The organism is Pseudomonas sp. CP-1, assembly GCF_021213715.1.
In the GTDB taxonomy this organism is placed as follows: domain Bacteria; phylum Pseudomonadota; class Gammaproteobacteria; order Pseudomonadales; family Pseudomonadaceae; genus Pseudomonas; species Pseudomonas aeruginosa.
The window spans coordinates 24,629-43,559 of sequence record NZ_JAJQKY010000007.1 but is presented as its reverse complement, the minus strand read 5'-3'; the positions used below and the strand labels follow the sequence as shown (position 1 = coordinate 43,559).

General features: G+C 54.3%; 14 protein-coding genes. 8 read left to right on the top strand and 6 right to left on the bottom strand.

From position 1 onward, the window contains the following. Positions 1–14: 14 nt before the first annotated feature. The 6 genes from LT948_RS15480 to LT948_RS15455 all read right to left on the bottom strand — a co-directional run bounded on the left by LT948_RS15480 (position 15) and on the right by LT948_RS15455 (position 10,385). Complete coding sequence (locus LT948_RS15480; RefSeq protein WP_232197083.1) at positions 15–854, bottom strand: chemotaxis protein CheB; 840 nt, start codon at positions 852–854, stop codon at positions 15–17. A gap of 89 nt (positions 855–943) precedes the next feature. Continuing rightward, positions 944–6,709, bottom strand: coding sequence for a response regulator (locus LT948_RS15475; protein WP_232197082.1), 5,766 nt, complete (start codon positions 6,707–6,709; stop codon positions 944–946). A 2-nt stretch (positions 6,710–6,711) separates the two neighbouring features. Then, the gene (locus LT948_RS15470) at positions 6,712–7,503 is read right to left on the bottom strand and encodes a CheR family methyltransferase (protein ID WP_019439029.1); all 792 of its coding nucleotides are present in this window, start codon (positions 7,501–7,503) and stop codon (positions 6,712–6,714) included. Continuing rightward, the gene (locus tag LT948_RS15465; RefSeq protein ID WP_021018430.1) at positions 7,500–9,509 is read right to left on the bottom strand and encodes a methyl-accepting chemotaxis protein; all 2,010 of its coding nucleotides are present in this window, start codon (positions 9,507–9,509) and stop codon (positions 7,500–7,502) included. Before LT948_RS15465 ends, LT948_RS15470 begins: the two co-directional genes overlap by 4 nt. Before the next feature lie 11 nt (positions 9,510–9,520). Next, the gene (locus LT948_RS15460; protein WP_019439027.1) at positions 9,521–10,009 is read right to left on the bottom strand and encodes a chemotaxis protein CheW; all 489 of its coding nucleotides are present in this window, start codon (positions 10,007–10,009) and stop codon (positions 9,521–9,523) included. Then, the gene (locus LT948_RS15455) at positions 9,999–10,385 is read right to left on the bottom strand and encodes a response regulator (RefSeq protein ID WP_010792598.1); all 387 of its coding nucleotides are present in this window, start codon (positions 10,383–10,385) and stop codon (positions 9,999–10,001) included. The genes LT948_RS15460 and LT948_RS15455 overlap by 11 nt, the downstream gene beginning before the upstream one ends. 141 nt (positions 10,386–10,526) lie before the next feature. On the opposite strand from LT948_RS15455, the gene LT948_RS15450 reads away from it, so the two are divergent. The 8 genes from LT948_RS15450 to LT948_RS15415 all read left to right on the top strand — a co-directional run bounded on the left by LT948_RS15450 (position 10,527) and on the right by LT948_RS15415 (position 18,866). Beyond that, entirely contained in the window at positions 10,527–11,168 is a 642-nt protein-coding gene (locus LT948_RS15450) for a hypothetical protein (RefSeq protein ID WP_019439026.1), read from the top strand. A gap of 61 nt (positions 11,169–11,229) precedes the next feature. After that, a complete protein-coding gene (locus LT948_RS15445) occupies positions 11,230–12,090 on the top strand; it encodes a ParB/RepB/Spo0J family partition protein (protein ID WP_010792597.1) in 861 nt (286 codons plus the stop codon). A gap of 140 nt (positions 12,091–12,230) precedes the next feature. Next, on the top strand, positions 12,231–13,652 hold the full coding sequence (locus LT948_RS15440) for a hypothetical protein (protein ID WP_223198330.1): 1,422 nt from the start codon (positions 12,231–12,233) through the stop codon (positions 13,650–13,652). Positions 13,653–13,826: 174 nt separating this feature from the next. Beyond that, on the top strand, positions 13,827–14,726 hold the full coding sequence (locus LT948_RS15435) for a ParA family protein (RefSeq protein ID WP_010792594.1): 900 nt from the start codon (positions 13,827–13,829) through the stop codon (positions 14,724–14,726). Between the two features lie 47 nt (positions 14,727–14,773). Next, positions 14,774–15,925 (top strand): ParB/RepB/Spo0J family partition protein, encoded by a 1,152-nt coding sequence (locus LT948_RS15430; protein ID WP_223198331.1) that lies wholly within the window; start codon positions 14,774–14,776, stop codon positions 15,923–15,925. Positions 15,926–16,536: 611 nt separating this feature from the next. Continuing rightward, on the top strand, positions 16,537–16,674 hold the full coding sequence (locus tag LT948_RS15425) for a hypothetical protein (RefSeq protein ID WP_153274579.1): 138 nt from the start codon (positions 16,537–16,539) through the stop codon (positions 16,672–16,674). A gap of 342 nt (positions 16,675–17,016) precedes the next feature. Further along, positions 17,017–18,255, top strand: coding sequence for a DUF7146 domain-containing protein (locus LT948_RS15420; protein ID WP_010792592.1), 1,239 nt, complete (start codon positions 17,017–17,019; stop codon positions 18,253–18,255). A gap of 470 nt (positions 18,256–18,725) precedes the next feature. After that, a complete protein-coding gene (locus LT948_RS15415; protein WP_019439024.1) occupies positions 18,726–18,866 on the top strand; it encodes a hypothetical protein in 141 nt (46 codons plus the stop codon). Positions 18,867–18,931 lie beyond the last annotated feature (65 nt).

The window sequence follows — 18,931 nt, the reverse complement described above, 5'->3', positions numbered from 1 at the left end:
CTTCTGTTTTGTGGTCAGTGATTCCCGATGCCGTACATCCGGTACATATGTCGGGCAAGCTCGGCCGGTTTACCCGAGAAGGATACAGCCCCGGTTTCCCTAGCAGCATCAGGCATCGAACGGGCCTGGCTGGACTCCCCATCCTGGGCCATAACGATCTTCGCCTTTCCTTTCAGATCACGAATTCCCGAGGCACCGTCGTCCCCCATGCCGGTGAGGATGATCACTCCAAGCTTCCCTGCAATCGAACTGAACACAGACCGAATCACGCTGTTAATCGACGGGCTGTAGGTGTTTGGCTTGACCGGCCGGAGTTGGATCATCCCGCTTCGTACTTCAACTGTGGTGTCACGGGGGACAACGAAGATGGTACCGGCCTTAAGCTTGGCGCCATGCTCGGCCGCGACCACCTCCCACCGCGAGGTACATTCGCGTACGCGCTGGACATAGGTGTTGAATGCAGCTTCTGTGAGGTGCTGCACCAAGAAAATACTGACTGGCAACGTTGGTAACTCGCCAAGAAAATCACGGATAGCTTGAGGCCCGCCAGAGCTACAGCCAATCACCCAGGTGTCGTTCGCGTTTCGGGATTCAATCTCGGCTTTCCTCGCATCAAGGCTTTCTGCAAGGTCGGGGATGCTTCGCTTAAGCTCATCGACAAGCTTGTTGCACCAGGCCTGACGTTCTGCAGCGCTCATCGAATACAGCTCACGTTCGTTGAGCACACAGACAGGCTCATCTCGACCCAGCATTTCGAGGACATCTTCGGAGTTGAGAATCGCCTCGTCGCTGAAGTCGACGATCAGTGCGTGAACGCCAGTCGCTGACAGGTCTCCATTCTCCACGTGGCTCATGTCATAGACCGTGAGTTCTCCGACAACTGGCGAGAGAACCTCTTGGATGAGAGCCACTTGGACGTTGCTAGTTGAAATGATACCGACTCTCATGCTGCGGACCCTTGCAATGCTTGTTCTGGGCGAACTTCTGCAATCGCGTTATCGAGCGCGATGCTGTCGCACGGCTTGTTCAGATAGACGTTTACGCCAGCTCGCAGGGCCTCGTCCTCGAGATTTGTGCGAGTGGTGAGCATGATGATTGGTACCTCATTGAACTCAGCCCGAGCCCGCAGTGCCTTTGTGAGCTCCAAGCCAGTCATTCGAGGCATTTCCATATCCACCATGACGATCTCGGGGAGTCTCTCGAGAGGGAGCATGTCCATTGCGTCCTGACCGTCGCGGGCAGTAATGACCGTATACCCACGAGCCTCGAAGTGCTTCTGCAACAGCTTGCGATAACTCGTAGCATCGTCAACGACGAGGCAGACCGGTTTTAGATCTCGCTTCACAGACTTAACGCGGTTTTGCCGAACCTTGAAGCCGGTGTCTGTCCGCTTGAGGTTGAGCCTCACCAGTTCCATGACATCGATGACGAAGACCGGCGAACCGTCTTGCATCTCTGTCTCGCCAATGATCCCGCGCACTTTGGAAAGGATGCCGTCCAACTTCCTGATGTGGATCTCGGGCATTGAATCAGTGCTGTCGACCTCAATACCAATAGCAGTTTCGCCTTGCTGACACAGAATGACCAGGACCTCCTGGTCTAAATCGTGAGTGGAACGCATCTCAGGCATCGCAAGTAGGTCGGCCAGATGCACAACCTCGAAGGACTTTCCTTCGTGATGAAGTACCGCTTTCCCCTTCTCCAACCTCTGTTTTTCCAGATCGGCACGGGAGCACTGGATGATCTGGTACATGGTGTAGCTGGGGATCGCAAACCATTGACTGCCCGTACGGCAGATGAGAGCTCGGTTCGAGCCGATAGTGAACGGCATTTCCAGAGTGAAGGTCGTACCACAGCCGACCTTGCTCTCAATTACCAGTCGGCCGCCCATGCTTTCTACCGTCGTAGCGACAATGTCCATACCAACACCGCGGCCGGACAGCTGAGAGACTTTTGCTGCAGTAGAGAACCCATTGTGAGTGATGAGTCTCAGGAGATCCGATTCGGTCAGTTGATCATCCGGCTTGATGATGCCCTTCTCCAGTGCCTTAGCCTTGATCATCGTGGTATCGATGCCTTTGCCATCGTCCTTGACAGTGATGACGATGTTCTTAGCTCGCCGGCAGACGTTTACCTCCAAGCTGCCATGCGCGGATTTCCCTTGAGCAATCCGCTGTGCTTCAGGCTCGATACCATGGTCGAGAGCATTGTTGAGTAGGTGGACCAGTGGATCACGCACAGCATCGAGCATGACTTTATCCACGATTACGTCGCCACCTGTGAAGACGGTGTCTACTTTCTTCCCTAGCTTTGAAGACTCACGCTCGATGAGATTGGTCAGGGCTGGACGAATGTTTTGGAACGGTACCAGGCGGCTATCGAGAAGATCTCGTTGCAGGCTGCTGATGAGCCCCGCCTGTTGACGGTAGGAGTCTTTGATCAGCTTGCCCTGTGCGAACATTTCCTCGACGTCTTGGATGGTCTGGGCCAGTTGAGCACCCATGGTCACATTGAGAGCTGAAAGATCATTGAATCGCTCAAGCTGAAAATCACCTGCCGATTGATGGGCCAAGGCGGTTGGAACGGGTTGGTTTGTATGAAGACGCAGGGCGCTGGTGAACTTCATGTGGTTCAACTGTTGCGCCTCGAGCTTCTCCCGAATGATGGTTACGATCATCATCAACTCGGCATGCAGCGCCTGTTGGCGATATCGGGCTGCGGTCAGCTCGCTGGACTGCTCGACTGCAGTGTCCAGTAGTCGCTGATCCACTTTGATTTTTTCCGAACCACCGCTTCGACGTTTGCTGCCGACACCGTGGATGGAGTCATGGGCTTTCGCCAGAATCTCGCGAATCACCGAGCTGCTGACAGGCTTGGTTGGGGCAGATTTAGAGGTTATGCCTTCGACCGAGTCGCGAAGAGTTCTGCTTTGCCGCTCTGGCTCATGGTGTACTTCCTGCTCTTGTGCAGTAACGGAAGAAATTGACGGTGGGACTTCAACGAGTTCGGGAATTGCTACAGGTGCCGGCACTGACTTGCCAGACTCTTCGGGGGTAGCTTCCGGGACGGCGGGCAAAGCTGGACTCTCGACCTCGACTGAGTCTTCCGGCTCCGAGGACACCACCAGACTGTCTTCCTGAGCGGGTTGAGCGTGAGCTGCCATACGGGCCGCGTGTCGTTTTGCACCACCTTTTCCTCGAGACCTGCGACGAGTCTTTTTGTGTCCTGACTCTTCCTCCGCCAATGAGTTTTCCTCACCCTGAGGATGGACGATGCCTTGCTCGAACTCTTCAGTCTTAGGCGTTTCTTCTTCAAGCTCTGCGATAGATTGTGCTTCACAAGCTTCTAGGGTTTCGGCCCTGGCATCTTGGGTGGCCACCTTCTCTAGCTGGATATCTTGAAGGAGGACCTCGCCGGCTGTGCAGGGCTCTTGAGCAAGAAGGCCAAGATCCACTCGATTATGCTGGACTGCAGCTTCAACGCAACGGATCAGGGCCGAGGGAACTTCGTACCCGACAGCGCGACGCATCGCGCTAGTCATTTGATCCAATGCGACCAACACATACTCGACCAGCCTGGCGCAGTCATCTGATGCAGGAATGATGGACAGGGAAAGACTCTCGAAGAGGCTTTCCATGTAATGGGTAATCTCTCTGATCGAAGCTGCCTCTGCCATCGCTGCAGCGCCCTTCAGAGTATGCATCTGCCGCTTGATGGTGGTAACCAGGTCATGGTCATCCATCTGGCCCATCCAGCGGTCTACGTTCAGCTGAAGCTGAGGGAGAACTTCCTCGGCTTCTTCAATATAGAACTCAGCCATCTCCGGGTTGTATTCAATCGCCGGCGGGGCAGAAGGCTGCTGCGCATGCTTGGTGGTGGACTCTTGTACATCATCGCTTTCAGAGTTTCCCGGTTTAGCATGCGAAACTGGGTTCAAATTTTCCGGCTGATGACTTTCCTGCGGAGCATCCGGTTCCGGTTTAGCATGCGAAACTGGAGTGACCTGAGCGACCTCAACGTACTCAGCCTCTTCCGCTCCGCACCCCAATGCCTGGACAACCTCTAGCCAGGAGTGAAGTGCGGGAGTTTCAGTCTTCCATGGGAAAGCTTGCTGGAAACGTTCAGCATCTGCCAGGAAATCCAGGAGGGCTTCTACATCACCCTGGAGCAGTTCGGCCTCATCACTTCTCAACTGGAACAGGCGAGTCTCTAGGGCTGCAAATGCACTTGCAAGCGGGAGGCAATCAGCACTGGACGAAATTCCATGAAGGGTATGAGCGACACGGCAAAACGCTTCGTTGACGTCTTTTCGCCCGCTTTTGAGATACGCACTCATTGCTGCGTATTGCTCGGTGAACTCCTGACGGAAGATATCGATCAGGACCGGATCGACGCCCTCGGGCATTTCCCGTTCTTGCTCATGGGCCAGTATCACTGCATCCGGCTCGGCAACGACTTGCTCGAGCTTGTTCTGGACTGCAGGCTGATGAGTTGCGTTAGTAGACGATGCCGGTATCTCTGGATGAGACGTGTATGCCAACTGCATTTCCGGATCAGCTTTTGCCATGAGTGCATCGGCCACATCTTTCACAAACAAGGAGACCTTGTTCCTGAGAGAGTATTCATCCATGCAGCGGAGGCACATCTCCACGCCGGAGCGCAGCAAGTCATGCTCCTCCGCATGGTCGAAATCCTCTTTGAGGGCTCGGTTTGTTACGCCTTTGCTGAAGGCAGCAACACCACTGGCGATCTTTCCGAACGACTCATGACCGTGCATACGGGCGGCCATTGAGAGGCGGTCTGCAGCCTTGTAGAGTTGCTCAATGGACGAACGACTACGCAGGTCGAGGCTCGTGAAGCTATCTTCGAAGACGCTCCTCAGCTCGAAAAGCTCGGTGAGGAACGGATCATCGTCTTCGCGTACCTCTTCCTGGGCTGCCTCAAATTTAATCAAAAGTTCGTTGGTGGTTACCGGAGCCACCTCCGTGAAATCTATCCCGAGTTCGCGGAGAGCTTCAGCTGCCTTCGTCAGGTTTTCGGGATCAGGTTCAAGTTTGGATTTGATGGCTTCGAGGTACATCTCAATCGCCACCAAGGCTTTCGCCAGCAGATCCAGCTCCGGGCTGTACGTGAGTTCCGCATTATCTAGGAGACCTACCATCCCAGAGCAGACTGCACCGAGCAGATCACCAACCTGTTCGGCTCCCGAAAACTTCAATGCCGCGGCAGTATTGACGAGGGATGCAAGTCCGTCCTTGAGTTCATCCTGGCCAATGCCACTTTCAACGTGAACCGAAACGGAACGACGAGTCTTCACTACCTCGATCAAACACTCCGAAACGAGAGTATCCAAAACGTCAGCGCCGACACCCTCAATGTTCAGTGCCTTTGTCGCGTCATTTTCGTTGATGAGATTGATGCGTTCGTCGAGGTAAAGGATGTAAGACTTCAAATCGTCTACCACCTCGACAGCGATGGCAGAAATACCTTCCTTGCCAGCCACGAGTGCGATGGACTTGTTGGCAACCCCAGCAAGCTCATCCTCGCCCACCATGTAGAACACGTTCGCTACTGAACGCATCGCCGCGCTATATGCAGACAGCTGGACACTGAAGATGTCGTCAGAGCGTGCCCCCAGGGCCCGCCCCAGAGAGACCATGGCTGCATCCAGAAGAGGCTTCAGCTCCAGGACGACGTCAGCAATGGTTGTAGCCTCAGTAGATTCGAGCTTGCTCTGAAGCTTTGCCAACGAGTCGGTGTCGACTGACTTCCCGACATTGAACACCCTCAACGCGGCTTCGATGCTAGGCGTGCTTTTTGAACTTAGGCTCAGTACGTAGAGCAACGACTTGAAGCGATCGATACCCAGGACTTCCAGGGCGGCTTCTTCACCACCTAGACCGATTTTCTGAACCGCGACAGAGAGCATGCGGACCTGGGAGACGGTGTTACCGCCACTACGAAGGCCCCCGATGGCAAGTGCCTCGAGTAGACACTCACCAACCCACCAGAAATCGCCCACTTCCGGCTTATGAGAAACTTCCTGGAGTTCTCGGAGGACCTGGCGCATGTCCGCCAGCGCCCCTTTGTTCTGGGTCCCAATGTAGGAACTGAAGGCTGTCTGGAAGCGACGAGATGAGGTCGAGAAGACCTCCTGCTGCCGGGCATCGTCAACGTTATGAATCTTGCGGGGAGGATCAACAAACTCGAATGAGAGCATGCTAGGGGGGAGGCTGTCCTCGACAAGCAAGGGAACGCCCCTGACCTCACGGATTTCATTGATCTGCCTGGAGAGGATGCCAGGAGCATCAGGGGCTCCATCAATGACCATCTTGAGATAGTTTGGCAGCATGATCATGCCGGACATCATGGCGAGAATTGCGGGGGCCACCTTCTCCTCTTCGAGGAGTTTTTCTTGGACACTGGTGCAGACTACCCGCATTTCAACCGATAAAGCCGAGCCTCCGGGGCTATCGCAGACAGTCAGCGCAGAGTGAATCAACTCTACGTGTTCACTGACGTTGCGGAATGCATCGGCCATCGCCTTCTTCTGGTTGGCAAACCATTCAGCCTGTGCCCCTTGAGGAGGATTCTGTAGATCAGCATGTTTTTTGAAGTAGGTGTCGATAGACGCCTTGGCGATCTCGACGCTCTTGATGATCGGGGGCCGAATCCAGGAAAGATGTGCCGCGTGGACATTCTTGGGCATTGCTAAGCAACCCTTACAAAGAGATTGAGAAGGTGGTTAGGGAGTCGCTTCAACCCCAGCGGATTCCAGTTACCGTCCTCTGCGGGGCCGGTCAGTAAGTACCCCCCAATCGGCAACATGGCCGCCAGCTTCTGCAGTATTAGGTGCCGCGTTTCGACGCGGTAATAGATCAGCATGTTTTGGGTGATGATCACGTCAGGAGCGGTGAAGTTCACCGGACGCTCAGCAAGAATGTTGTGCTGCTCAAAGGTGACCATGTCTCGTATCCAGGCGTGAAACCTGACCTCATGCTGGCCTTGTGGTGCAGCGACATCGAGTCGTATCTCGGGGTGCCCGCGGTAGATCCCCTGCCGCGCTTTATCGATACATGGCTGGGACACATCGGTGCCATGCACATGAAATGCTGCATGTCCAGCGCGAAGCAATGTGCATGCGATGCTGTAGGGCTCTTCACCTGTTGAGCAACCGACTGACAAGACTCTGGGAGGTCTACGAATATCAGCACAGGCGTCACGGATAGCAGATAACGATGGGGGATATCGGAAAAACCGAGTTTCGTGATTGGTCGCCAGGTGCAGAATCTGGAATCTCTGCGCTTCCTCCAAACGCCCAGACACGAACAGCTTGAACAGGCTTTCGAGGGTCTCACCAGTTTCGCATGCGAAACTGGTAAGGGCCCTCGCAAAGGCAACACGCCGGTGCTCGTCAATTTCGATGGCAAAGCGCTCCTCGATGATCTTCATCCAAGAGTTGGCCATCCCCTCATCGAGAATCAGATCATCGACTGTATTCATGCGCGTTCGCGTTGCTTGCTGTAGAAGTCTTGAATGCCACTGTGCAGGTTCTGAGCTTGGCGATTCAGGTTGTTCATTGCAGATGCAGTCTGCTCGCTCGCAGCCGAGTTTTCGGAAGCGTAGTGACGAATAGAGCTCATCGTCTCGGATACCTCGGACGACTGAGAAATGAGGCTATTGGTCCGCTGATTGACGTCGTCAACACTCGTGGTGAGGCTCTCAGTAATGCTCTGAATGTCTTTCAGGGAAGCGAGCGCCGCATTGGAGCGGGTCAGCAGGCCCTGCATTTCGCTCAGTGATATGTCAACAGCGGTCTGGGTATCGCGAGCAGCTTCATTCATGTCCTTGAGCAGTTGCCCAATCTCGCTCACCACAGCTTTCGACTGGGTGCTGAGGTCCTGGACCGCTTCACCGCTCTTAGCCATCGCACGGGACAGCTCGGTATTGCCCTCGACTTGGTCCGATACCAGGTAGGCGTTGTAAGCAACCAGCTCGGACTTTGTCGCAACCTCTTTTACGAACTCACTGATCCTTTCCAGCATCTGGAACCGTTCGATCAGATGCTTGTTTCGATGCTGGATAGAGTTCAGGTGCTGGGTCTGGACCAAAATACCTTCGTGCACACCATTCACAGACTCACTGCCGGCGTGGACTTTGTTAGCCACGCTGTTGGCAACGCGCTGGGTATCACCCATGAGCTGCTGGATCAGATTGATGAAGGTATTCATGTCTGCGATCAGAGAGCTGATGTGCTCGATCGCCCGGAATTGCTCGTCACGATTGCGGTCAACATTGCGAGCTGTGGTGATGGTTTGTTCCGTCGCCGCAGCAAGCCCCATTACGGTCTGGCTGGTTTCGGTGAAAATCTCATGGAACCGCGCGAATACCTGGTTGAGCAGTTTCGCGATCTCTTTGGTGGAATCGCGATCATCTGTCAGGGTAAGGTCCAACTCTCCCCGCCCTACTCGCTCAATTTCAGTCAAAAGGAGACTCAGCTCCTTGGACCGTTCACGCTGACTACCCTCAATCGTGCTGCCGCGGGTTTCAACCGCCTGAGCCCGAGAAGCAGATACACGAGCCACCAAGAGGACACTCAGGATCGCGAGGCCGATAGTTAGAGCACCCAGGACTGCCACGAGAGTTGGGTTGATGGCTCGTGCATCCGGCAAAGCCTTCACCGAAGCGATCAAGGTATCTGTCGAAGACGCGATCTTGTCCCGTGCCTGCCAGATTTCTTTAGCATGCGGAAGATTCTGGGCCGAGTTGGCGGAAAGGCCGCTTGCCTGGCTGATCAGGCTCTGAGCGGATTGAGCGCTTCGGTAGCTTTTGATCAACTCATCCATCATCGCCTTGTCACGAGGCAACGAATTCCCGAATGCGGTGAGCGCGCCTAAATACTTGCTAACCCCTGCCTCTGCGCCTTGCAGCCCGGTGGCATCGACCACTGTAGTAGCAGTGACTCCCGCTACGTCAGCTTCCAGCTCAGTGAGGGCCTGAGCCAGCTGGCTCTTCTGCTGGGAAGTAGCATTCAGCTTAGATAGCAGCGCTTCAGCCGAGCGGCCACTCTCAATCACTTTCACAACGGCCGTCTTCGCCTCCTTGGCGGATCGGCTGAAGGCTTCGGTCCCAGACTGTCCACTGATCAGTTTGGCGATCGAGGGGGCAATGCCATCCCAGGAAGCACTCAGGGACTCCAGGCTACGCAGTACCGATTCCGGTGCGCCGGGAATACCCTTGATTGGGTCTCCATTCCGAAGATGCATCAGGGCGCGCTCTACCTGACTTTCCGCCTCGACGAGCTGGCTTGCATATGCACCATCAGCCGCTGCTTTGTCTGCCAAGTAGATGGTTTGCATAGCGGCGGACTTCAGTTCGTAGGTTTCAGCCACATAAAAGGAATCAGCCCGAGTGTCTTTAAGGAAGCTGTATCCAGTCCATGCAGCCGCGCTGCCAGTTGCGATCAGCAGGACCGCGGTAAGGGGAACGAAGGAAAAATTGTTGCTCATGCGGTCCTGTCTCATGTGAGGTCAATCGTTTGCATTTTGGGATCGGCAATTAGCGCCTGAATGTCGATGACAGCCCACGTCCGGGCGTCGCCTGTTACGACTCCGACTAGGCAAGCACCTAACCCGGGTGGGATCTTCAAATTGGCATTTGGGGCGTCAGTGAGGTTGCCCGAAGGGATGAACCCAACCACTTGATCTACGATGACGCCTACGTCACCCACATCAGCTCCGCCCCGGACGATCAAAGCCACTGGGTTACTGTGTTCTGCCCTGGACATGGTCTGAGGGATCGAGAGGAACCGAGCTATGTTCACGAAAGGAATGATGTCTCCATCCAGCTTGGTTGCCCCGAGCAACCAGGGCTTCGTTCCGGGCACTTGCGTGGGACTAACAGGAACCTGAGTGATGGCGTTTACCGCCAATGAAGGGCTCAAGCAGTAGGTATCGCCGATCCGATACCCAATGCACTTGTAACGACCGCTGGAGATATCACTGCTCATCGATAATCGCTTCCATATCAATGAGTGCTTTCGCGATCTTGTCGCCTGTGAACGGCTTGGTCAGGTAGAGATCTGCGCCTGCCAAGAGCCCTTTCTGTATGTCGAAAGGTGAACTCGCACTGGAAAGCATGGCGATGGGTAGGTGCTTGAATTGAGTCGAAGCTCGTAGGATTGAGGCAAGCTTCAATCCGTCCAGGTTAGGCATTTCGATGTCGATGAAGCACGCATCAGGCCTAGCCTCGCGAATAACACGCAGGGCCTCGTACCCATCCTTTGCGAGGTGAACCTCGATATCAGCTTTCTGCAGAAAGCCGGCCCCCATCTTCCGCATTCCGGGGGAGTCGTCGACGATGCAGACAGATCGAATATTGGACATGGAACAACTCCTGATTCATGCCCTAATAATGTTCAGGAGGTGCCCTCTTCTGGACGTACCTGCCCTTACCGACCTCAAGCAGGTAAAAACTGGTCATATCTCAATGCACGGTTATGGTCCTCCCTTGTTTCTGGAGGACCTATGCGTAAGTCAAACCACCGGGCTGCATTCGCCAGTGATCCCAAATTTCTGGAGCGGATTGCAAGGCAGCTCCAAAGCGAGCCAACATCTACCCCGCCCTCCCCTGCTGATAAAAAGCCGAGCAAGGCCGTCCAGCGCCTCGAAAAAGTCCAAACCGCCAATATGGATGGGAGGAAAGACAGGATTAGCCTGGAATCTACATCCAGGGTACTGACCATTTGCTTCCCCGGGGCGAAGCTGGTCTCTCTCAACACCATGCTCCGCGTCCACGACGCCAAGGCCACCCGCCTGAAGAACACATGGCTGAAACGAGTGGAGGCCCTTCGATACACCTACAAGGCTGTTCTCGAGGAATGGATAGCCATTGCGACCTATCCTTTGTTGGTCGAGGAGGTATACATCACAGGTGAGAGCAGCTTGCTCGACCCAGAAAGTGTTACCGCGGCCTGCAAACCGGTTATTGATGCACTTGTTTCGAATGGGTTCTTGCCGGACGATGATCCATCCCACATTGCTCACCCCCTACCCTACACTTCCAGAGGCGAGTCTCCTGGCCTGGTGATCTGCTTACGTCCTGCAGGGCGGCCTTGGGGACTAATCGAAGATGCAACGATTCAGGTGGCCAGCTCATTAGGGCGTTGATTTTTGCGGCCAATCCGTTATCCCTCGTGTATCATGTTTCACGAACGCACGAGGGTTTCACGTGTATCAATCAGAGACCGGAATCAACCCCACAGAGTCCCATTGCCTGGGTATCAACCTAGTACCTGTTGAGCACCGAGACGTCGATGTTGATCTCATGCAGCCTGGCATCTGGCAAACCCGTCGGAACTTCACTCTTGCAGAGCTGGAAGAGCTAGGTGACAGCATGGTCAAGGCCGGGGGGAATGTAACCCCGGTGGTGCTATGTCCCCGGGCTCAGGGCGGCTACTTCATCATTTCCGGCGAACGACGTTGGCGCGCGGCGCAACTCAAGATGATCCCCCGCCTGCATTGTCGGATCGGGCACTACACGGATAACCAGGCCCGTTTCATTTCTGCTGTAGAGAACGTTCTCCGGGTGCAACTCAACCCGATCGAAGAAGCTCAAGCCTATGCAGACATACAAGAAACCGGTCTCTCCCACGAGCAAATAGGCAAGGAGCTGGGTAAAAGCAGGTCGCACGTCTCCAACTACCTGCGGTTGCTCACCTTGGACATCACTGCCAAGGACTTCCTGATCCACGGCAAACTCACGGCGACTCAGGCTCGCCCGCTGTGCTCACTCGACTCGAAAGGCATCCAACGTGAAGTCGCGACGAAAGCCGTAAGGCTGGGGTGGAGCGTTAAGAAGATCGAAGATGAGGTTGCCAAGCACCTCAACAAGCCTAAGCCAAAGGTCAACTTGCCCAAGCAAGACGCCGACATCGCACGTCTGACCCGGCTGGTATCCGATCACACGGGGTATCCCTGTGTGATTCAGAAGACACCGAGTGGCAATTGGCAGATGGGCTTTCTCATGACAGGTGACGATCAATTCGCAGGGCTTCTGGAGCGGCTAGGCATCAAAGTCGACGAGTGTTAGCCCCTACCCTCGAATTTGGGCACTCCGTTTCCATTATTACGACAGAAGCCATTGTTATGGCCCTGCCGAACCTTGCCGACCATCCTGCGGGTAGCCAGAGGCCGAAGGTATAATTTCGCATGCTAAACCGACCATTCCCGGTGCCAACTCTGCTGGCTATCGCTCTGACGGCAGTGTTAGCCGGTTGTACCTCCACCCATGAGCCGGTGGAGCTAGCTTCCATCGAGCCTCAATCCCAGTACGATCAACGTATCCAGGATGGTCTCGGTAGCCAGAAGTACACCGAATCGCAGATTCTCTACATGCGCCGCCTGAACGAGTTCAAGGATCAGATTGATTCGCTCGAAAAGCAAAAGCAGGCCTTGGAGGCGTCGCTTTCTACAACAGCCTACGAACAGGATCTAGGCTCGGGTAAAGCTCCCTCAACTGAGTCGAGCCGGATTGAAGAGTTCCAAGCGGCAACCCAGGCCTCACAGGCCCGGGTTGCTGAAGAGAATTCAAAGGCGGCCATACGCCAGTCCATCATTGAGAATGACCGTGACCGCGCATTACTCGAGGCTGAGAATCGAGCAATGGCTGAGATTGAGCAGTTGAAAGCTGCTGATGCAGCCAAGCAGGCCGATCTGGCGAAACTGAAAGCTCAGCTTGCGGAACAAAAGGCGGAAAGCTCCCGCACTCTTGAGAAGCAACGCTTTGCAATGGCGGTAGCTAACGCGGACGCTGAACGGCGAGCAGCAAATGCGGTTGTTGAAATCAATAACCAGATTAGTGAGCTGAAAGGGCAACTCTCCCAGCTTGAGACGAAATTGGCAGCGGCTCAGAAAGAGCATGAACGATTGGCTGATCTCTCCCGTCAGCTGCAGACACCTGTGGCGGTAACAGCAGCAATTACGGATCAGCCTTCGCCTGAGATCGGGAGCTTAACAGAGAGCCGAATCGCCGAAATCAAAGCACGACTCGCGCGTGAGAAAACTGAAATCACCGCCAAAGCCCGGACAGAGGTAGCGGCCTTGACGGCCGGCGCTGAAATCAAAAAGGCTACAGTCGTGGCCCCGGTCGTCACTGGTCGAGCGGTCTACGCAGGCTCCTATGGTGAAAAGCCAACCACCTACGCCAAGGTTGACGACAAGCCGGTCAAACAAGATGCGAAGCCTCTGGCTATCGCATCCAAGCAGGCACCAGTAGTAACTGTGGCCAAGTTCGAGCCTAAGATATCTCCGGTTGTGATTCAGAGGGGCTCAGATGCTGGTAGCGCGGTGCTTGCCGGCGGCCCTGTGACATCTTCAGTACAGTCCCCAGCACCGATCGTAGTATCCCCAAAGTCACGTGTGATCTACGACGTCCTCTACGTTTATAAGGATGAAGGTAGCTGGCAGAAGTTCCAGCGCTACCTGGAAGCTTACGGGATCAAGGATTTCGAACCGGTACACAAAGGGAGCACGTACTACCTTTACATGGGGCGCTTTTACGACAAGCTCGCTGCAGCGAAGCGCGTCGAGTATTTAAACCGCACGACCAATACCAATCATGCGACCGTGCACCCGCAAGAGGTGCCGATGTAACGCCGGTTTAGCATGCGAAACTCAGTGAGAAGGGGCGAGGGGATTCGCCCCTTTTTGTTTTTAGATTTCGCAATGCGGTCGCCGCCATGAAAAAAAGCTGCAAAGCAGGTGTTTTGACTTGAAATGGACTGCAATGCGGTTAGAGTGGACTCCATTGCAGACAAGGAGCCTCACATGGCCGCAATCCCGTTCAAGAAGAGAAAACTGCTCGCCGACGTCCATGCTGTTACTAACCAGAAGGGCGGCGTAGGCAAAACGACGATCGATTTCCATTGGCTGGTTTACTTGGTAGAGCAGGGATACCGCGTGCTGGGTATCGACCTGGACAGCCAAGGCAACTTCTCCAGTCGACTCGCGCCTGATTCCCGCAATGGAGGGCTCCGCAGCGCGCATCTCTTCAAAGAAGAACTGCCTGATCTCAAGCCCCTCCAGACGGCACTCGGCGCCGACTTGATTTATGCCCTGAACAAAGACGATGAGTTGAGTTCAGTAGAGCAGATTGGCTTGTCGGCGGTAGGTCCCTTTGCCAAGCACATCCAAAAGTTGGCAGAGGATTACGATTACATCGTAATCGACACCCCACCTACCAATGGGGTGCGGATGATTGCGGCATCTGTGGTATCGGATCACATCTTTGTACCTGTGGAGCTGGCGGCGTTCGCTGTAGATGGCGTGATTTCTCTAATCGAGACGTTCGATATGGTCGGGCCGTTGTTCGGCACTCAGATCACTCCTACTGGGATCATCTGCAACAAATACAACACTCGCGTGAACGCTCACCGCGAGTCGTTGGAGGACCTGCGAAAAGTAGTTGGTCCCAAAATTCTTCAAAACAGTCTCTCGATCCGAGGGGCAATTGATACCGCGCTGCGCCAATGCAAGCCCGTTTGGAGCATGCGAACCAATGGTGCTGAGCGTGAGACCGGCGTAGAAATGATCAGGCTGATGGAGGAAATGGCGCACCGAGCAGGCGTAGAAATCACGCCTGTGGTGATCGCACCGAAGGTGCCTCGGAAGAAAAAGCCGGTAAAGAAAAAGAGCCAATCGCGCGCTAAGAAAGTGGGGGCAATCTAATGGCTAAGACATTAGACCTAGGGAGTTTGACTCGACTGAATGACCTGATGGACCTTGGCCGGGCCGCACAGGAGAATCAGATTATTCTCCTCAGCGTAGATCAGATCGAAGTCAAACCTCAGGTGAGGAAAGACTTCAAGGAGATCGAGGAACTGGCAGCTAGCTACGATGACGAAGGGCAGCAAACCCCCATCATCGTTGGTCCGATGAATCCTGAAACTCAGAAGTACCCCTTGAAGAAAGGCGGTCGTCGCTATGCCGCTGCGGTACTTCGCCCAGGCTTTAAGCTGAAAGCTATCGTTGACGGCAAGAAACGCACGCCGGCCAAGGAGATCCTCTCGCAGCTGATCGAAAACGAGCAGCGGCAAAATCTCAACCCCTATGAGGTTGGTCAAGCCTTGGCTGAAGCCAAAGCTGAAGCTAAGGCTGCTGGGGAGCCCCTGTCCAACCAGGACTTGGCTACCTACATGGGGAAAAGCGAGACCTACATCTCCATTCATTTGGGACTCGCAGACCTTCCCGAGGAACTGGTTGACCTGATCAAAGGAGGCATTACGAGCGACAGCGAAGTCTTACGGGAAATGAAGCAACTGAAGAACCTTCAGCCCGAGACGTTCACTGCATTCATTGAAAGGGCAAAAGCGGAAGGCTCCATCAGCAGGCAGCAAGTACGTGATGCGGTCAGAGCAGCAAAAGGCAAGACAGTGCCCACGAAAGCTCCTCCGGCACAAGAACCGCAAACTGAACACCAAGCTGGAAAAGTCGGGCATCCAGCTCAAGATGGGGTAGGGAAGGGTGGTAATTCTTCTCAGGCGAACCCTCCTGGTCAGACCGACCAGTCCCCAGTTTCGCATGCTAAACCCGAGGGGCAGTCAAAAGCCCAGGGCCAGGGCGAGACAAATACGCCAGCAGTTGTAACCACCCCTTCGCAGGAACAGGGGCCGGCCGCTGCGCCGAATAGTTCTTCGAAGAAGAATGGTAAGGGATACATACCGATTACTGCGGAGCGTCAGGTAATCGGTATCAAGGTTGCACTGGACAGTGCGGTAGCGTCCGGGTATTTGATGAATGATCGCGTCAGCGAAGATCCTTCCAAGGCATGGTGCATGCTGATGATCGGCGGATCACAACAGCCCAAGCAGATAAAGGTGGATCAGATCGATATCGTCAGCGTCGCAGCGATGGAGACCGATGGCTGAACTAAATCTTCAGTAGGGGAATAGGGCGCTTCAAGCAATTGAGGCGCCCTTTTTCATTTTGGGACACGGCGTACTTGAATGGCGGGGTAGGGCGACCTATCGTGAAGGCGTTTTCTCGTGATCTCCCGCTGTTGGTGAACTCACTGATAGCTGATCACAACCCGCCCCCGCCTTTGAATTCAAGGGTTGTGGTGGGAGATTGGTTCAGTGACTGTATTCAGTCGCCGTTCTGATCATCTCGCTTCAAGGTGAACCTGGTGCTTTTCACTTGGTTCATCGTTTTGCGATGTTCCAGGTGCATTGCATCTTGATCATCGTGATCTACCTGCTTCACGTTCTTTAACAAGTCAGTGTCGCGTGAGTTCGTAAAGGACTTCACTCTGCGATTTTGCGTTTTGGTGTGAACACGCCCATTCGCCAATTTTGCTGAGCTGGTTGCTGCGTTGTGGTGACATTCGCTCGGTTTGGTGTTTGGTGTGTGCCCCCTTGGCCTCATCATTCGCTATTCCGTCGCAGAGTGTTTTCTAAGCAAATCTCACTCGACCCCTAGGGCGATCCACATCGCCTTCGGGAGGGTAGTGGTCGTCTCAATTCACATTGAGGACCACGACATGAAATATGCACTCACCTTTGCCTTTGCGCTTTCTGCTGCTCTCTTCCTTTTTCAGGGAGATGATGCGCGAAACACAATGACGAAGGTCCAACACGACAGATGTGCTTCCTTTGAAGCTGCTGGAGTTGAATGCTGATCTCGTGCCCTATGACTTAGTCAAGGGCACCCCTAATACAACCTTTGCAGGCTGTATTAGAGGTGCCCTAGACAGATGAGACGAAAGGCCCGGCGCAGCGATGCACCGGGCCTTTCTGCATTTGTAGACTTCATGTCCTTGATTTCAGCTGGGGGCCTCCTTAGCGTTGGAGGTGATCTTTCCCCCAGCTTTCGCATGCGAAATTCCGCACGGATGTCTGGAGAAGATTCCAGTCCCAGAATTCTGGAGCTGGGTTCTTTAAAAACTCGCGCTCGCGCAATTCCCACCCTTAGGGCAAGCCATCCCTAAGGGGACGTGGCTGCCTTGCAATTGGAGGTAGCTATGGATCGTCAAGACGACAATCGTCCGAAACTGTCTGAGGAAGTCCTGGAGCTGGTGAAGAGCAACGGCGGTTGGCTTAACGTGATCCCACGTTTGACTAGCTCGTTCGATGCTGCACTCAAGAACCATGGACATCTGGTCGACTGCCCTTTCCCACACCGTCACCGGAATGGGGGAGGGAAGAGTGATTTCAGATTCTCAAACAAGCCGGGCTACGAAGACCGCGCTATCTGCTCCTGCTTGCAGGACGGTGGCCGGGACCCAGTAGAGCTTCTGATCCTGGACGGCGTCGGTCGCAACTTCACCGACGTAATGTTCAAAGTCAGAGATGCACTAACAAACGGCAAAAGCTATACCCGTAAGGTCACTCCTGTAGTGGTCAATTCACGGGCTGGCATAAGTCCGGAGGATGAGCAGAAGCGGAAGGCGAAGCACATCAAGACTGCAGAAGGCTTGATCTCGCTAACCCACCCGGATGCTCTTCCTGGCCGTTTGTACTTTCAACACCGCGGTATCCCGCTTAACAGCAACCTTGGTGACGTGAAATTCCACCCGGCCCTCGAGTATTACGAAACCCGTAAGAAAGATGGTCAGGTTGTGAAGGAGCTCATCGGTCGGTTCCCGGCCATCGTGTCGGCGTTTCGGAGCAGGACTGGTCGAGTGGTGAATTTCCACAAGATCTACCTGACTCCGGATGGTCATAAGCTGGAAGGTGTCTCGAAGGTGAAGAAAATTGATTCCCCGTTGTCTGGCTTCAAAGGAGCGTCAATCCGAGTAGCAAACGTTGAAGGTTGCAGGACGCTGCATGTGACCGAAGGCGTAGAGAAAGGATGGGCAATCCACCTGGCAACAGGCGAGTCTGTTCGAGTAGCGCATGCCTGCACCACTCTGGCGACGTTGTTTGTCGATCGTGCTGAATTCGATAGGGTAGTTATCTGGTCTGATAACGACCCATACAACGAAGCACGTGGGAAATATGGCGATGGACAAACCTTTGCGTGGAAGCTCTTTATTGAGCTGATGCGTAAAGGGTTCGAGGTGGCCTTCATGCTGCCCGATGTGATTCACACTCCTGGAGCCAAGGGCCAGGATTGGGAAGATATCATCGTGGTTGAGAAGGTCGTTGGACAGCCATTGCCGCAACGCTTCCACCTCCTGCGTGCGAAAGCATGCGAAGGTGGGATCTTCATGGGCTTCAAGCCAGTCAACGCAGATGGCTTGCTCAGTGCCTGTGCGTGAGCGCTCAAGAAACCCCGGTCCAGCTTTTGCTGGTCTGGGGTTTTTTTTGCGCATGCTAAACCCAGAGTAGCTTTGTTTCGACCTTGGACATCTTGACTACTAGGATGTGCTCGGCTAAAAAGTGTCTGTCCCATTTGCCTTTCTCCGAAAGAGCAAACCCAGACTACGTTGGTGAATTCACCGAGGTTTTCTGGGGTGCGACTCGATACTCGAATTCGAGTTAGATGAGCACAGACATTGTTGGAACAGACTGGACGATCGTCTGATCAGTCCACAATCTCGAGATACCAGGCATGTCCTTTGCTCCTGCAAGGTAGACGTGTTCCAGGAACGTGTATCTCCCCGCCATTTCGGTATGTGTGTTCGCACGCTAACCAGTCAAAGGCACCCTCCAGCTTCAATGCTTACCCCTGCACGGGATCTCTTCGCGAGCTTATTCCCGGTGCAGCGGGGATATAGGAGGAAACACCATGACAGGCCAAGTTGAACTTCTCGAAGCTCCATCCTTGTGGCAACAGCCGGAAGGTGAGCAATTGGAAATTGCGCAAGGGCGTTTTTTCCGCGGAGAGGATGACCAACCTGAAAAAGAATCTGAAGTCGTAGACTTCTAAACCATTCAAGAACCCACGAGGGCGACAAGATTGCCCTCGGGTAGTCGTGTGCGCCTAGAAAAGGT

What these genes read in the sequence shown, in the direction of transcription:
- LT948_RS15480 (WP_232197083.1), bottom strand. Translation starts at nt 854, where the DNA reads ATGAGCCACGTGGAGAATGGAGACCTGTCAGCGACTGGCGTTCACGCA.
- LT948_RS15475 (WP_232197082.1), bottom strand. Translation starts at nt 6,709, where the DNA reads ATGCCCAAGAATGTCCACGCGGCACATCTTTCCTGGATTCGGCCCCCG.
- LT948_RS15470 (WP_019439029.1), bottom strand. Translation starts at nt 7,503, where the DNA reads ATGAATACAGTCGATGATCTGATTCTCGATGAGGGGATGGCCAACTCT.
- LT948_RS15465 (WP_021018430.1), bottom strand. Translation starts at nt 9,509, where the DNA reads ATGAGCAACAATTTTTCCTTCGTTCCCCTTACCGCGGTCCTGCTGATC.
- LT948_RS15460 (WP_019439027.1), bottom strand. Translation starts at nt 10,009, where the DNA reads ATGAGCAGTGATATCTCCAGCGGTCGTTACAAGTGCATTGGGTATCGG.
- LT948_RS15455 (WP_010792598.1), bottom strand. Translation starts at nt 10,385, where the DNA reads ATGTCCAATATTCGATCTGTCTGCATCGTCGACGACTCCCCCGGAATG.
- LT948_RS15450 (WP_019439026.1), top strand. Translation starts at nt 10,527, where the DNA reads ATGCGTAAGTCAAACCACCGGGCTGCATTCGCCAGTGATCCCAAATTT.
- LT948_RS15435 (WP_010792594.1), top strand. Translation starts at nt 13,827, where the DNA reads ATGGCCGCAATCCCGTTCAAGAAGAGAAAACTGCTCGCCGACGTCCAT.
- LT948_RS15430 (WP_223198331.1), top strand. Translation starts at nt 14,774, where the DNA reads ATGGACCTTGGCCGGGCCGCACAGGAGAATCAGATTATTCTCCTCAGC.
- LT948_RS15425 (WP_153274579.1), top strand. Translation starts at nt 16,537, where the DNA reads ATGAAATATGCACTCACCTTTGCCTTTGCGCTTTCTGCTGCTCTCTTC.
- LT948_RS15420 (WP_010792592.1), top strand. Translation starts at nt 17,017, where the DNA reads ATGGATCGTCAAGACGACAATCGTCCGAAACTGTCTGAGGAAGTCCTG.
- LT948_RS15415 (WP_019439024.1), top strand. Translation starts at nt 18,726, where the DNA reads ATGACAGGCCAAGTTGAACTTCTCGAAGCTCCATCCTTGTGGCAACAG.